This window comes from Pseudomonas sp. R2-37-08W, from assembly GCF_003851705.1.
Classification (GTDB): Bacteria; Pseudomonadota; Gammaproteobacteria; order Pseudomonadales; family Pseudomonadaceae; genus Aquipseudomonas.
Genome location: NZ_CP027728.1, coordinates 4,041,725 through 4,056,472, shown reverse-complemented (window position 1 = coordinate 4,056,472; position 14,748 = coordinate 4,041,725). Strand labels below are relative to the sequence as shown.

Below are 14,748 nucleotides of genomic sequence, written 5' to 3'. Positions count from 1 at the left end.
TCGACCATGTCCCCGCACACCCGTCAACCATGTGTCCGGTCCGTACACGCTTTTCAAAAGTGAGACGCCGTAAGGGCGGAACCCATAGCAGCCGTTACCGCAGCAACGGATATGTACTCGCTCTGATCCAACATCCCGGTCGTCTGTCAGGCCGCCATCGGGGGCAAGCCCCCTCCCACATTTGGAGCGCGGGGCGGCAGTTAGAGAGGCTTCGGCTGCTGAGCCGTCACAGGTTCAGGGCCACGCCAAAGTTGTGTAGATACCTATGCCCCGATAGCGGTGTGTCAGCCACAGATTGATGAACTGACCCACCGCCATCGGGAGCAAGCCCCTCCCACAGTTTGATTTGCGTCGCCTTCAAGACCGAGGCTTGCCGTTAGCGGCAGTAGTCCGCCGTTTTTTCGACTCTCACCCCACGCTCGGAATCTTGCGGTTCACCCGCAAACCCCGCCCTGCCTGCTCTTCAGCCAATTTTAAGAAGTTGGTTCGCAAATTGCTTAAGCCTCATCAGTACAGCGGTGGACGGCAAGCGTCCGTCAGAAAGAGGATAGAGCGTGGACAAGTACCTTTACGTGGCAATGACCGGCGCCAGCCAGAATGCTCTGGCGCAGAAGGCCCATGCCAACAATCTGGCGAACATTTCCACCAACGGTTTCCAGCGCGACCTGGAGCAGGCGCGGTCGATGCCGGTGTTCGGTGACAGCTTTCCGGCGCGGGCTTTTGCCCTGACCGAACGGCCGGCCACCGACTTCACGCCCGGCGCGATGATCGAAACCGGACGTGACCTGGACGTGGCCGTCAGCGGCGACGGCTGGATGGCCGTGCAAACCCCGGATGGCAGCGAAGCCTACGTGCGCAGCGCCAGCATGAACGTGGATGCGCTCGGTGTGCTGCGGGCCGGCAACGGTATGCCGATCATGGGCAACGGCGGCCCGATTGCCGTGCCGCCCCAGCAGAAAATCGAAGTGGGCGCCGACGGCACCATCAGCATCCGCGCCATGGGCGAAGGCCCGCGGGTGATGGCCGAAGTGGACCGTATCAAGCTGGTCCAGCCCGACCTCAAGAACATGAACAAAGGTTTGGACGGCACCATCCACACCAAGGATGGCCAGCCGGCCCAGGCCGACGCGAACGTCAAGCTGACCTCGGGCTTCCTGCAGGCGAGCAACGTCAATGCGGTTGAGGAAATGACCGCGGTACTGGCGCTCTCCAAGCAGTTCGAGCTGCACATCAAGATGATGAACACCGCCAAAGAAGATGACCAGGCCATGACCCGCGTCTTGCAGATGAGCTAACAGCCTTAATTGGCTTTTAAATAAACAGCGCAGCACGGCGCCAACAAACAGGCGCACGAAGGAGAACAGCATGCTTCCGGCTCTATGGGTTGCCAAGACAGGCCTGTCCGCCCAGGACACTAACCTGACCACCATTTCCAACAACCTGGCGAACGTGTCGACCACGGGTTTCAAACGTGATCGCGCCGAATTCCAAGACTTGCTCTATCAGATCAAGCGCCAGCCAGGCGCCCAGTCGACCCAGGACAGCGAACTGCCGTCGGGCCTGCAACTGGGTACCGGTGTGCAGATCGTCGGCACCCAGAAAAACTTCAGCGCCGGTAACCTGCAACAGACCGGCCAGCCGCTGGACATGGCGATCAACGGCCGTGGCTTCTTCCAGATCCTGCAACCGGATGGCACTACGTCCTACACCCGTGACGGTACCTTCCACCTGGACTCCAACGGCCAGATCGTGACTGCCAATGGTTTTGCCCTGGAGCCAGCCGTGGTGGTCCCGGCAGACGCCAAGACCTTCACCGTCGGCAACGACGGCACCGTGTCCATCACCGTGGCCGGCAACCCTGCGTCGCAAGTGATCGGCAACCTGCAAACCGCCGACTTCATCAACCCGGCCGGCCTGCAGGCCATGGGCAACAACCTGTTCCTGGAAACCGCTTCCAGCGGCGCGCCGCAAATCGGCACCCCTGGCCTGAACGGTTTCGGCACCACGCTGCAAAGCACCCTGGAAACCTCCAACGTCAGCACGGTTGAGGAGATGGTCAACATGATCACCACCCAGCGCGCCTACGAGATGAACTCCAAGGTGATTTCCACCGCCGACCAGATGCTTTCGTTCGTAACGCAGAATCTGTAATCAGTCTATGGGGCGCCCTTGAAAGCGCCTGCAACACCGTGAGGTTAGGGTCATGAATCGCATTGTTTCTGTTCTGGCATTGAGTGGGATCGCCGTGCTTGCGGGCTGTGTCGCCCCGTCGCCGAAACCCAATGACCCGTACTACGCGCCGGTGTTGCCGCGCACGCCGTTGCCGGCGGCGGCCAACAATGGCTCGATCTATCAGGCCGGTTTCGAGCAGAACCTGTACAGCGACCGCAAGGCGTTCCGGGTCGGTGACATTATCACCATCACCCTGAACGAGAAGACCCAGGCCAGCAAGAACGCCAACTCGCAGATCGGCAAGACCAGCAAGACCGGTATCGGCCTGACGTCGCTGTTCGGCGGCGGCCTGACCACCAATAACCCGTTGGGTGACGGTGACCTGAGCCTCAGTGCCGGCTACAGCGGCGACCGCGCCACCAACGGCAAGAGCGCGGCGGGGCAGGGCAACAGCCTGACCGGCTCGATCACCGTGACCGTGGCCGATGTGTTGCCCAACGGCATTATCGCGGTACGCGGTGAAAAGTGGATGACCCTCAATACCGGCGACGAGTTGGTGCGCATTGCCGGCATGGTGCGTGCCGATGATATTTCCACCGACAACACCGTGCCGTCGACGCGGATTGCCGATGCACGGATTACCTACTCGGGTACAGGTTCGTTTGCTGATGCAAGCCAGCCGGGCTGGTTCGACCGTTTCTTCCTTAGCCCGCTGTTCCCTTTCTAGGTGGCCATTTTGAACTTCAAGCAGTTGATGGCGGCGGTCGTGTTGCTGTGCCTGAGCGCCGTCGCCCAGGCCGAACGCCTGAAAGACATCGCCAGCATTTCCGGCGTGCGCAGTAACCAGTTGATCGGTTATGGCCTGGTGGTGGGGCTCAATGGCACGGGTGACCAGACCACCCAGACCCCGTTCACTCTGCAAACCTTCAACAACATGCTGTCGCAGTTCGGCATCAAGGTACCGCCAGGCTCGGGCAACGTGCAGCTGAAGAACGTCGCGGCGGTGTCGATCAGCGCCGACTTGCCGGCGTTCGCCAAGCCGGGGCAGGTGGTGGACATTACCGTGTCGTCCATGGGCAACTCCAAGAGCCTGCGGGGCGGTACGTTGCTGATGACGCCGCTCAAAGGTATCGACGGCAACGTCTACGCCATCGCCCAGGGCAACCTGGTGGTGGGCGGGTTCGACGCCGAGGGCCGCGACGGTTCGAAGATCACTGTCAACGTACCGTCGGCCGGGCGCATTCCCGGTGGCGCCACAGTTGAACGCACCGTGCCGAGTGGTTTCAACCAGGGCAACAGCCTGACCCTGAACCTCAACCGTTCCGACTTCACCACCGCCAAGCGCGTGGTCGACAAGATCAACGACATGCTTGGCCCAGGCGTCGCCCAGGCCATTGATGGCGGTTCGGTGCGCGTCACCGCGCCCCTGGATCCCAGCCAGCGCGTCGATTACCTGTCGATCCTGGAAAACCTGGAGGTCGACCCCGGCCAGGCAGTGGCTAAAGTCATCATCAACTCGCGCACGGGCACCATCGTGATCGGCCAGAACGTCAAGGTCTCGCCGGCGGCGGTGACCCACGGCAGCCTGACGGTGACCATTACCGAAGACCCGATTGTCAGCCAGCCGGGGCCACTGTCCAACGGCCAGACGGCGGTCGTCCCGCGTTCGCGGGTCAATGCCCAGCAGGAAGCCAAGCCGATGTTCAAGTTCGGCCCCGGTACCACCCTGGACGAGATCGTCCGCGCGGTGAACCAAGTGGGCGCGGCCCCTGGCGACTTGATGGCGATCCTCGAAGCCCTGAAACAGGCCGGCGCTTTGCAAGCCGACCTGATCGTGATCTGAGGCCATGGTCATGGATATGCGCAAGAGCGGGATCAGCAGCACGGCGGACTCGGGGTCTTACTCCGACCTGAATCGGCTTAACCAGCTCAAGGTCGGCGCCGACAAGAACAGCGAAGGCAACATGCGCAAAGTCGCGCAGGAGTTCGAGTCGTTGTTCTTGAGCGAGATGCTCAAGTCCATGCGCTCAGCCACCGAGGCCCTGGGCAAGGACAACCCGATGAACACCCCGGCGGCCAAGCAGTACCAGGAAATGTACGACCAGCAATTGGCAGTGTCGATGTCCCGCGAAGGCGGTGGTATCGGCCTGGCCGACGTGCTGATGCGCCAGATGCAGAAGAACAAACCGGTGGACGCCCAGGCGGCCACCTTGCAGGGCCCGGCAGCCGATGCCCCGGCGAAGAAAGCCGACGTGCCGACGGAAATTGCCGCCGGCACCCAGGCGCAAGGGCCGCTGGGTCGCTCCAACGGCCAGCGCCCGTTGTGGGCCTACCGCGTGGCGGTGCCCGAGGGCGCCAGTGCGCATGCCAACGATATGGAGCTGATGAACCAGCGCCGTATCGCCTTGCCAAGCAAGCTGACCGACCGCCTGCTCGCGGGCATTGTGCCGAGCACGCCGGTCGCTGCGCAAACCACCAGCGCGCCACTGCGCAACAGTGCCGCCGACGACAACGTGGTCAACAGCAGCGCCCGCAGCGTTGCCGTGCCGAGCGGCAAGATGCAGGTCTACGGCCGCGCCATCGCCCAGCCACCGCTGGCACCGGCGAAAAAAGCCTTCAGCTCGCAGGATGAATTCGTCGCCACCATGCTGCCGATGGCCAAGGCCGCCGCCGCGCGTATCGGTATCGATCCGAAGTACCTGGTGGCCCAGGCCGCCCTGGAAACCGGTTGGGGCAAATCAGTGATGCGCGCCGAAGACGGCAGCAGCAGCCACAACCTGTTCGGCATCAAGGCCGGCCAGAGCTGGCAGGGTGGCCAGGCGCGTGCGATCACCAGCGAGTTTCGCGATGGCGCGATGGTCAAGGAGACGGCGCAGTTCCGCTCCTACAGCTCCTATCAGGACAGCTTCCATGACCTCGTGACCCTGCTGCAAAGCAATGATCGCTATAAAGAAGTTGTGAAATCAGCCGATAACCCGGAACAGTTTGTACGCGAGTTGCAAAAGGCCGGTTATGCAACCGATCCAGCCTATGCCAGCAAGATTTCGCAGATCGCCAAAAACATGAACAGTTACCAGAACTACGCTGCCGCTGGCGCAACCACACATTTATAAGGTCTGAACCATGAGTTTGCTCAGTATCGGGATGTCAGGGCTCAATGCCGCTCAAGGATCGTTGTCGGTCTTGAGTAATAACATCGCCAACGCCAACACCTCGGGTTATTCGCGTCAGCAGACCACGCAGAATGCCAATGCCAACAACCCTTACGGCGGTGTGTACATCGGCAGCGGCACGACCCTGGCCGATGTGCGCCGGGTGTATAACGAATTCCTCGACGCGGCCTACCAGAACAGCACGGCGCTCAACAACGACGCCAAGGCCTATTCCAGCCAGGCCAGCGCCATCGACAAGACCCTGTCGGACAAGACCACCGGCATGTCTTCGGTACTCAGCGCGTTCTTCGCCGCTGTGCAGACTTCGGCGGCCAACCCCAGCGATGTGTCTGCCCGGCAAGTGCTGCTGACCAGCGCCCAGACCCTGAGCAACCGTTTCAATTCGATTTCCAGCCAATTGAATGAGCAGAAAGAGTCGATCAACGGGCAGTTGGTGACCATGAGCGATCAGGTCAACCAGTTGACCTCCTCGATTGCTTCCCTCAACAAGCAGATCACCCTGGCCCAAGGCTCCAGCAACAGCGCCCCGGCCAACCTGCTGGATGCGCGTAACGAAGCAGTGCGTTCGCTCAATGAACTGGTCGGCGTGACCACCAGTGAGAAGAACGGCGTGTTCAGCGTCAGCACCGGCACCGGCCAATCCCTGGTATTGGGCGATCAGTCCAACACGATTTCGGCGGTATCGAGCAGCAGTGATCCAAGCCAGTACACCATCCAGCTCAATGCCGGCGGCGGTACGGCTATCGACCTGGGCAACGTGCTCAGTGGCGGCAGCATTGGCGGTTTGTTGCGTTATCGCAGCGACGCCCTGATGCCGGCCATCAACGACCTGGGGCGCATCGCCCTGGCGACCGCCGATACCGTCAACAGCCAACTGGGCCAGGGCCTGGACCTGAACGGTGACTTCGGTGCGTCGCTGTTCAAGGACATCAACAGCGCGGCCGCGATTGCCCAGCGCAGTCAGGGCTCGATGGGCAACAGCACTGGCTCCGGCAACTTGAACGTGAGCATCAGCGACACCAGCAAGCTGTCGACCTACGACTATAAAGTCACCTTTACCAGCGGCAACAACTACACCGTGGTGCGTTCCGACGGCAAAGCCATGGGCGCGTTCGACACCACTACCACGCCGCCACCGGTGATCGACGGCTTCACGCTGGCCCTGGATGGCAAGGGGCCGATTGCGGCGGGCGACAGTTTCAAAGTCAGCCCGACGGCCACGGGCGCGGCAACCATCGGCACCGCGTTGACCGACGCCAATAAAATCGCGTTCGCCGGGCCATTGCTGGGCGAGGGCAGCAAGACCAACCAGGGCACCGGCACCTTTACTCCGCCGACCCTGACCCTGCCGATCGATATTCATGGTGGTGCCGACACCGCGCAATTGCGTACCGGCATTGAACATTCGATGCCGGTAAAGATGGTGTTCGGCAAGCCTGCGGCTGATGGCACCCAGGGCTACACGCTCAACGATGCCCAGGGTAACTCGATCGGCACCGGCACCATCGTGCCGGGCCAGGGTAACAAGATCACCGTCGACGTACCGATGCGCGATGCCAACGGCACGCTGTTGGTGCCGGCCAAGAGCTTCAAGTTCGATACCACCGTCGCCGGTGCGCCCGCTGCAGGCGACAGCACTACGTTTTCCTTCAACGCCTCGGGCAAGTCGGATAACCGTAACGCCCAGGCCTTGCTCGACCTGCAGACCAAAACTACAGTCGGCCTGTCCGACGGCACTGGCGGCGGCTTGAGCCTGGTGGCGGCCAACAGCCGCCTGGTCTCGACCGTGGGCGCCAAGGCCGCTTCGGCCAATACCGACACTACCGCCACCGGCGCCTTGCTCAAGGCCAACCAGGACGCGCGCAACTCGGTGTCCCAGGTCAACCTGGATGAAGAGGCGGGCGACATGATCAAGTTCCAGCAGTACTACACCGCGTCGTCGCAGATCATCAAGGCTGCGCAAGAAACCTTCAGCACGCTGATCAATAGTCTTTAAGGGAGTCTGGGACGATGCGTATTTCTACCGCTCAATATTTCGAAACCAGTTCTGCCAAGTATTCGGATAACTACTCCAGCGTGGTGAAAGCGCAGGAGCAGGCCTCTACGGGTGTGCGTGTGCAAACCGCTTCCGATGACCCGATCGCGGCGGCGCGTTTGCTGATGCTGCAACAACAGAAAGACATGCTCAGCCAGTTCAACGGCAACATCACCAGCCTGAAAAACTCCCTGACCAACGAAGAAAGCGTGCTGGGTTCCATCAATGATGCGCTGCAAAAAGCCAGCGAGCTCGCCCTGCGCGCCGGCGGCTCGCTCAGCGATGCGGATCGCAAGTCGATTGCCGGTGAGATCGGTGCCATCGAGGACCAGGTATTGGGCTTGCTCAACAGCAAGGACTCGTCGGGTAATTATCTGTTTTCCGGCTCAAGGACTTCGACGCCGCCCTACAGTCGCAACAGCGATGGCACTTACAATTACCAGGGTGATGAAACGCCCCTGAGCCTGCAGGTTTCCGACACGCTCAAAGTCAACGCCGGTGATACCGGCAAGAGCATCATGGGTGGCGCCATCAACTCGGGTCGCACCCAGGCGACGTGGATTCCGCCTGCCGTGGTACCGCCGGCGACTGCGCCGGTGCCGAACGACAACAAAGTGGCGCTATCGGCTGGCCTGGTGACGTCGGAAACCGACTACACCAATAAATTCGCGGACGGCCAGCCTTACCAGCTGACGTTCACCAGCAGCACGCAGTTCAAGGTGTCCGATCGAAACGGCAATGACATCACCTCCGAAATTGCGGGCAATGGCAGTTTCGACGCCAGCAAGGAGGAGGGCGCCACGGTGAGCGTGCGCGGAGTGAATTTCGATATCACCCTTAACCTCAAGGATGTCGCCACCGGGCCGAATTCCGATGCGCTGGTCAAGGACCGTTCGTTCAGTCTGGCGGCCAAGCCGGACAGCTTCAGTGTCTCGCGTACGCCCAGCAACGCCTCTGCCGCGCAATTGACCAATGCCACCGTGAGTAACCAGGCGGCCTATGTCAGCACGTTCCCGGCCAACAATGGGGCGGTGATCAAATTCACCAGCGGCACTGCTTATGAAGTGTATGCCCAGCCCTATACCGCCGACAGCAAGACGATTGCCACGGGTGATACGGGCGGCGGCACGACAGTTACTGCTGCCGGGGTAAGCTTTGATGTCAGCGGCACGCCGCAGGCTGGTGATCAATTCGCGGTCTTGGCCAGCACCCAGAAGACCCAGAACGCGTTGGATACCTTGAGCCAGTTGCGCCAGGCCCTGGAGCAACCGGCCGACGGCAACCCAGCGGCGATGCTCAAGCTTCGGGACGTGCTGGATGCGTCCATCAGTAACTTTTCCAACACCCGCACCCAGATCGACGGTGTGCGAGGCTCTATTGGTGCACGGCAGAATGCGCTGGATATACAGACCAGCGAAAACACCAGCATCGGCCTGGCCAACACCAGTACCATGAGCGATCTTGGCAATATCGACACGGCACAAGCGGCGATCAACCTGACGTTGCAGCAGACCATGCTGCAAGCTTCGCAGTTGGCTTTCGTGAAAGTCTCTCAGTTGAGCCTGTTCAACAAGATGTAAGCGCGCAACAGAGCAGCCCGACGGCCCAGCCTGGAAACAGGCTGGGCCGTTGTCGTTCATAGGCTTAATTGTTTGAAGGTTTTGCATAAACCACACAAAATTGAGTGACCTGCGAGTCATAAAGCGCATCTTCACTGTATCGTGTGAAAAGGATAAGTCGCCTTGCTGTGGTTATTGCGCGGCTTTCAGCGAAATTTTTATGGGGTTATCCCCTTTATTGTCAGCACTTCGGGCGCAGTCCCTGGGGTGTTCTCCAGCTATTTAGTATTGGGAAGCCACAATGATTGGCATAAAAAGCATCGCCAGTTACGTGCCGGCGGACGGTATCGATAACTACGCCCAGGGTGCCAAATTCGCCAAGGATGAAGAGTTCATCATTGGCAAGATCGGTTCGGCGTTCCTGCCGCGCAAGGAAGCCACGCAGGAAACCTCCGATCTGTGTGTAGAGGCGGTCAACGCGTTGTTTGCCAACAACCCGGACTTGAAGCGCGAGTCCATCGACGCCGTCATTGTGGTCACGCAGAACGGCGATGAAGAAGGGCTGCCCCACACCGCAGCCATCGTCCAGGACAAACTGGGCCTGCCAACCCACGTGGCCGCCTTCGATATTTCCCTGGGCTGTTCCGGTTACGTTTATGGCATCTACGCGATGAAGGGCTTCATGGAAGCCACCGGCCTGAAAAACGGCCTGCTGATCACCGCCGACCCGTATTCGAAGATCGTCGACCCGGAAGACCGCAACACCACCATGCTCTTCGGCGACGCCGCCACCGCCACCTGGATGGGCGAAGACGCGCCGTGGTTGCTGGGCAAATCCAAGTTCGGCACCGACGGTTCCGGTGCGCCGCACCTGAAGGTAAGCGATGGCGTGTTCTTCATGAACGGCCGCCAGGTGTTCAACTTCGCCCTGCTCAAGGTGCCGGCGCATTTGCACGAGCTGCTCGACGAGTCGGACCTCAAGGCCGATGACATCGATGCGTTCTGCATTCACCAGGGCAGTGCGGCGATTGTCGACGCCGTGGCGCGACGTTTTGAAGATGCGCCGGTGGACAAGTTCATCAAGGACATGGTCGAGACCGGCAACACCGTGTCGTCGAGCATTCCGTTGCTGCTGGAAAAACACGTGATGGACGCCACCTGGAAGCGCGTGGCGATCAGCGGTTTTGGCGTGGGCCTGTCCTGGGGCTCGGCGATTCTGTATCGCCCCTGACCCTTTAGAGCGCATAACAAAACGCCGATGATCGAAAGATCATCGGCGTTTTTTATTTGGCGCCAGAAAAACCAATAAACCCTGGGTTTTCGGCAGTGCTAACCCCTTGAAATGCAAGGGCTGGCACAGGGCTAGTAAAAAAAATCAAAAAAACCCTCAAGCAACCGGCTACCACGACGATAACTATTACGTAGGTTCTCAGGCCACTCCCGGCGGTTGCCAGGGCCGGAAGCCGCAGTATCCATCCATCGAGGATTTCGTCATGGCTTTAACAGTAAACACCAACATTGCTTCCATCACTACCCAGAACGGCCTTGGCAAAGCGGCCAACTCGCTGCAAACCTCCATGCAGCGTCTGTCCACTGGTCTGAGCATCAACAGCGCTAAAGACAACGCCTCGGGCCTGCAGATCTCCAACCGTCTGACCAGCCAAATCAACGGCCTGGGCCAAGCTGTAAAGAACGCCAACGATGGTATCTCCATCGCGCAAACCGCTGAAGGCGCAATGCAGGCTTCGACCGACATTCTGCAAAAGATGCGTACCCTGGCTCTGTCCTCGGCTACCGGCTCCCTGAGCGACGCTGACCGTACTTCCAACCAGGAAGAATACCAGGCGCTGACTTCGGAACTGACCCGTATCTCGCAAACCACTACCTTCGGTGGCCAGAAACTGCTCGACGGTTCGTACGGCACCAAAGCCATCCAGGTTGGCGCCAATGCCAACGAAACCATCAACCTGTCCCTGGACAACGTTGCTGCTAACAACATCGGCTCGCAGCAGATCAAGAGCGTCGGCGTTGCACCTAGCACCACAGGTGTTGCCGGTGGCGATATCGGTATCACCGGTAACGGCCAGACCGCTACTGTTACCGTAGCAGCAGGCGCATCGGCGAAAACCATCGCCAGCCAACTGAACGGCGCTGTAGGTGGCCTGAGCGCTTCCGCCAGCACTGAAGCTCAATTCAGCGTGGGTGCTGCCGCCAAGACCGCGCCTGCTACCTTCACTATGACTGTTGGCGGCCAAGCCACCACTTTCACCGGTGTAACCGATACCGCCAGCCTGGCTGACCAACTGAAATCCAACTCTGCAAAACTGGGTATCAGCGTCAACTATGACGAATCCAAAGGCACTTTGTCGGTCAAGTCCGACTCCGGTGAGAACCTGAACTTCAGCGCCTCCACTGACGCCGGTTCGATCACTGTTGCTACCAAAGACGGTAAAGGTGCCTTCGGTACCGGCGTCGCTCTGGCCGACGGCCTGATCGCTACCGGTGCAGTGAACCTGGATTCGTCCAAAGGCTACGCGCTGAACGGTGCTGGTGTGACCGGTCTGTTCGCCGCAGCAGGTACTGCCGCAGCTTCGGCCAAGACCACTGTTGCACAGACCGACGTAAGCAGCGCTTTCAACGCACAGGCTGCTATCGCGGTACTGGACAAGGCTATCGGCGGCATCGATAGCACTCGTTCGGGCCTGGGTGCTGTTCAGAACCGTCTGACCACTACTGTAGACAACCTGACCAACATTCAGAAAAACTCCACCGCTGCACGCTCCACCGTTCAAGACACCGACTTCGCTGCTGAAACAGCTGAGTTGACCAAGCAACAAACCTTGCAGTCGGCTGCTACCGCGATCCTGTCGCAGGCCAACCAACTGCCATCCGCTGTACTGAAGCTGCTTCAGTAATAACGGCGCTTGGTAACTGACGGAAGGGCGCGTTTACGTGCCCTTTCGTCTTTTCGGTTGTAGAGGAGATTGGACATGGACATGAGTGTAAAGCTGGCCTCGTCTTATCCACCGGTAGCCCCTCAAGGCCCGGCCACCACGGTGGTTGCGGACAAAGACAAAACCAAGGTCGAGGCGATCGTGCCGACCGCCGGTGAGCCGAAACGGGCTGACCTGGAAAAAGCAGTCACCGATATTCGAGAGTTCGTACAAGCGGCCCAGCGCAAACTGGATTTTTCCATTGATGATTCCACCCATCGGGTCGTGGTCAAGGTCATCGCCACTGAAAGTGGTGAAGTGATCCGCCAGATTCCGTCGGAAACGGCCTTGAAGCTGGCACAAAATCTGGCCACCGCCAGTCATGTGCTGTTCGATGAAAAGGTCTGAACTGGCATGAAACTTGTTGCGCTGTTTTCTTGAAGTGCGGTTCGTCAAGAAAACGCCAGCAGCCGTATTAGGAGAAAGACGATGGCGAGTACAACGGTAAACGGTGTGGGTTCTGGCATCGACATCCAGGGCATCGTAAAAGCTTTGGTCGACGCCGATCGGGCGCCGAAGCAGACCCAGATCAATACCCAGTCACAGAAAGCGACTACCCAGCTGTCGTCGATCGGCAAAATCCAGTCGGCGCTGGACGCTTTCCGTGGCGCCATCAAAAGCATGACCGACGACAACAGCTTCAGTGGCCTGACCGGCACTTCGTCAAATGAAAAGGTCGCGACCATGACCACCGCCCAGGGCGCTGCCAACGGCAGCTTCAACCTGGTGGTCAATAAACTCGCCCAGCCTTCCAAACTGTCCACGGTCACCCTGGCTGGCGGCGCTTCGACAGTGGTTAACAAGGGCGATACCGCAACCACCCTGACCATCTCCCAGTCGGGTAAAAAGTTTGATCTGAGCGTGCCGCCGGGCGCAACCCTGCAGCAGGTGCGTGACTCGATCAACACCCAGTTCGGCACCGTCGGGCTTAGTGCCAACATCGTTACCGACTCCACCGGCTCGCGCATGGTGTTGACTTCCACCACGGGTGGCGTCGGCTCGGACCTGACGTTGTCGGGCAACTCGGGTATTGATACCGGCTACAAAGTGATCGATACGCCGCAGAACGCCGAGTACACCATCGATAACGTGCCCTATACGTCCAAGACCAACAACATCACGGACGCGGTGAGCGGGGTCAGCATCAAGCTGCTGTCGGTTTCACCGCCCGTGGATACGAAGGACCCGGACGGGCCGAAGGCAACCACGACGATTTCCGTGAGTACCAGCACCGCGGCGCTCAAGTCCGGGGTCAAAGGCTTTGTCGACAGCTATAACGCTTTGCTCAAGGCGATGAATGCCGAAACCAAGGTGACCAAGGACGCGGCGGGTAACTCGGTATCGGCGACCTTGACCGGTGACGCCAACATGCGCTCGCTGCAAAGCTCCTTGCGCGCCGAGTTCAACGCCTTGTCCGGGAATGGCACCATCAAGTCCCTGGCACAATTCGGTATCAGTACCGACTCCGGTACCGGTCTGTTGACCATGGATGACAAAACCTTCGACAAGATTGCGCTGACCAACTCGGCAGATATCAGCAGTATGTTCAGCGGCAAGACCGGGTTGCTGGCACGCATGACCAATGCCACTGAAGGTTATGCCAAAGCGACCACCGGTATCTTCGCGACGCGCACGACCGCTCTATCCGATAGTCTCAAGACCTTGAGCAAGGACCAGGCGGAACTAGACGTGCATGTGGCGGATCTGCAAGCCAGCCTGACACGCAAATACGCGGCGATGGATTCGCTGGTCGCCCAGTTACGCCAGCAAAGTAACAACATCATGGGCACGCTCAACGCGCTGAACAACCAGAAAAACAATTGACTGAATGCATGAAAAAAGCCCGGGTCATCTGACCTGGGCTTTGTTTTTTACAGGACCATCGGGGTTAAAGTTTCTAGCAGCCCAGTCGACATAATGGTTACTGAAATCCTTTTCGCTGTCGCCTGTCACGAGGTAGAACCATGAATCCCATGCGAGCCCTTCGCCAATACCAGAAGGTTAATTCCCATGCCCAGATCTCCGAGGCGAGCCCGCATCGCCTGGTGCAGATGCTGATGGAAGGCGGTCTGGACCGCATGGCCCAGGCCAAAGGGGCGCTGGCGCGTGGCGACATCGCTGCCAAGGGCCTGATGCTCGGCAAGGCGATTGATATCGTGATCGGCCTGCGTGACGGCCTGGATGCAGAAAAGAGTGATAACCCGGCCTACGTTCAGCAGTTGGAAAGTTTGTATGCATATATGACTAACCGCTTGATGGAAGCGAACCTGCATAACGACGCCGACATGATCGACGAAGTGGCTCGTTTGCTGATCACCGTAAAAGAAGGCTGGGACGCCATTGCGGCGCAACAGGCAGTAGCAGAATAAGGCCTGAAGCCTTAAGGAGCACGTCATGAGCCACGCACTGCAACGCATTGATGAAACCCGTGAAGCCCTGGTCGACGCACTGGCTGCGCGCAACTGGGACGCCATTGGCGAGCTGGACCTGGGCTGTCGCAATGTGATCGATAACGTGCTCAGCGAAGCGCCGGTGGACGAGGATGCGTTGCGGGAAAAGCTGGAGGCACTGTTGGCGGTGTACCAGCAGTTGCTTGAGGTGACGACCGGCGAGCGCCAGGCGATATTCGAAGAGATGTCGCAGATCAACCAAGCGAAAAATGCGTCAAAGGTTTACCATCTGTTCGGCTGATAGGGGCGCGGTTGGTCCGAACGGCGCGTCATATATTTGACTGTGCCAGCATTTTTGACTTAACTAGTGCTGTTTTCAGATTTCAGACGTCTAGTAGAAGATAAGTCTTACAGACGTCTTGATTG

General features: G+C 59.3%; 13 protein-coding genes. All 13 read left to right on the top strand.

Annotation, left to right across the window (positions count from 1 at the left end; genetic code table 11):
• Positions 1-554 precede the first annotated feature (554 nt).
• The 13 genes from C4J93_RS18650 to fliT all read left to right on the top strand — a co-directional run bounded on the left by C4J93_RS18650 (position 555) and on the right by fliT (position 14,623).
• On the top strand, positions 555-1,295 hold the full coding sequence (locus C4J93_RS18650) for a flagellar basal body rod protein FlgF (RefSeq protein WP_124363796.1): 741 nt from the start codon (positions 555-557) through the stop codon (positions 1,293-1,295).
• 70 nt (positions 1,296-1,365) lie between these two features.
• Complete coding sequence (flgG, locus tag C4J93_RS18645) at positions 1,366-2,151, top strand: flagellar basal-body rod protein FlgG (RefSeq protein WP_057721328.1); 786 nt, start codon at positions 1,366-1,368, stop codon at positions 2,149-2,151.
• Between the two features lie 52 nt (positions 2,152-2,203).
• A complete protein-coding gene (gene flgH, locus C4J93_RS18640) occupies positions 2,204-2,899 on the top strand; it encodes a flagellar basal body L-ring protein FlgH (protein WP_124363795.1) in 696 nt (231 codons plus the stop codon).
• A 6-nt stretch (positions 2,900-2,905) separates the two neighbouring features.
• Positions 2,906-4,015: a flagellar basal body P-ring protein FlgI gene (locus tag C4J93_RS18635; protein ID WP_372237507.1), complete on the top strand. Its 1,110-nt coding sequence runs from the start codon at positions 2,906-2,908 to the stop codon at positions 4,013-4,015.
• Between the two features lie 4 nt (positions 4,016-4,019).
• A complete protein-coding gene (gene flgJ / locus C4J93_RS18630; protein ID WP_124367857.1) occupies positions 4,020-5,285 on the top strand; it encodes a flagellar assembly peptidoglycan hydrolase FlgJ in 1,266 nt (421 codons plus the stop codon).
• A 10-nt stretch (positions 5,286-5,295) separates the two neighbouring features.
• The gene (gene flgK, locus C4J93_RS18625; RefSeq protein WP_124430166.1) at positions 5,296-7,341 is read left to right on the top strand and encodes a flagellar hook-associated protein FlgK; all 2,046 of its coding nucleotides are present in this window, start codon (positions 5,296-5,298) and stop codon (positions 7,339-7,341) included.
• A 14-nt stretch (positions 7,342-7,355) separates the two neighbouring features.
• A complete protein-coding gene (locus C4J93_RS18620) occupies positions 7,356-8,960 on the top strand; it encodes a flagellar hook-associated protein 3 (RefSeq protein WP_124430165.1) in 1,605 nt (534 codons plus the stop codon).
• A 280-nt stretch (positions 8,961-9,240) separates the two neighbouring features.
• Entirely contained in the window at positions 9,241-10,170 is a 930-nt protein-coding gene (locus tag C4J93_RS18615) for a ketoacyl-ACP synthase III (protein ID WP_124430164.1), read from the top strand.
• 262 nt (positions 10,171-10,432) lie between these two features.
• Complete coding sequence (locus C4J93_RS18610; RefSeq protein ID WP_124367853.1) at positions 10,433-11,854, top strand: flagellin; 1,422 nt, start codon at positions 10,433-10,435, stop codon at positions 11,852-11,854.
• Positions 11,855-11,929: 75 nt separating this feature from the next.
• Positions 11,930-12,280 carry a flagellar protein FlaG gene (locus tag C4J93_RS18605; RefSeq protein WP_124430163.1) on the top strand — a complete coding sequence of 117 codons (351 nt, stop codon included), beginning with the start codon at positions 11,930-11,932 and terminating at the stop codon, positions 12,278-12,280.
• Between the two features lie 81 nt (positions 12,281-12,361).
• Positions 12,362-13,756 (top strand): flagellar filament capping protein FliD, encoded by a 1,395-nt coding sequence (gene fliD, locus C4J93_RS18600; protein ID WP_124367851.1) that lies wholly within the window; start codon positions 12,362-12,364, stop codon positions 13,754-13,756.
• Positions 13,757-13,896: 140 nt separating this feature from the next.
• On the top strand, positions 13,897-14,301 hold the full coding sequence (gene fliS, locus C4J93_RS18595; RefSeq protein WP_124367850.1) for a flagellar export chaperone FliS: 405 nt from the start codon (positions 13,897-13,899) through the stop codon (positions 14,299-14,301).
• A gap of 25 nt (positions 14,302-14,326) precedes the next feature.
• Complete coding sequence (fliT, locus tag C4J93_RS18590; RefSeq protein ID WP_124430162.1) at positions 14,327-14,623, top strand: flagellar protein FliT; 297 nt, start codon at positions 14,327-14,329, stop codon at positions 14,621-14,623.
• Positions 14,624-14,748: the final 125 nt, after the last annotated feature.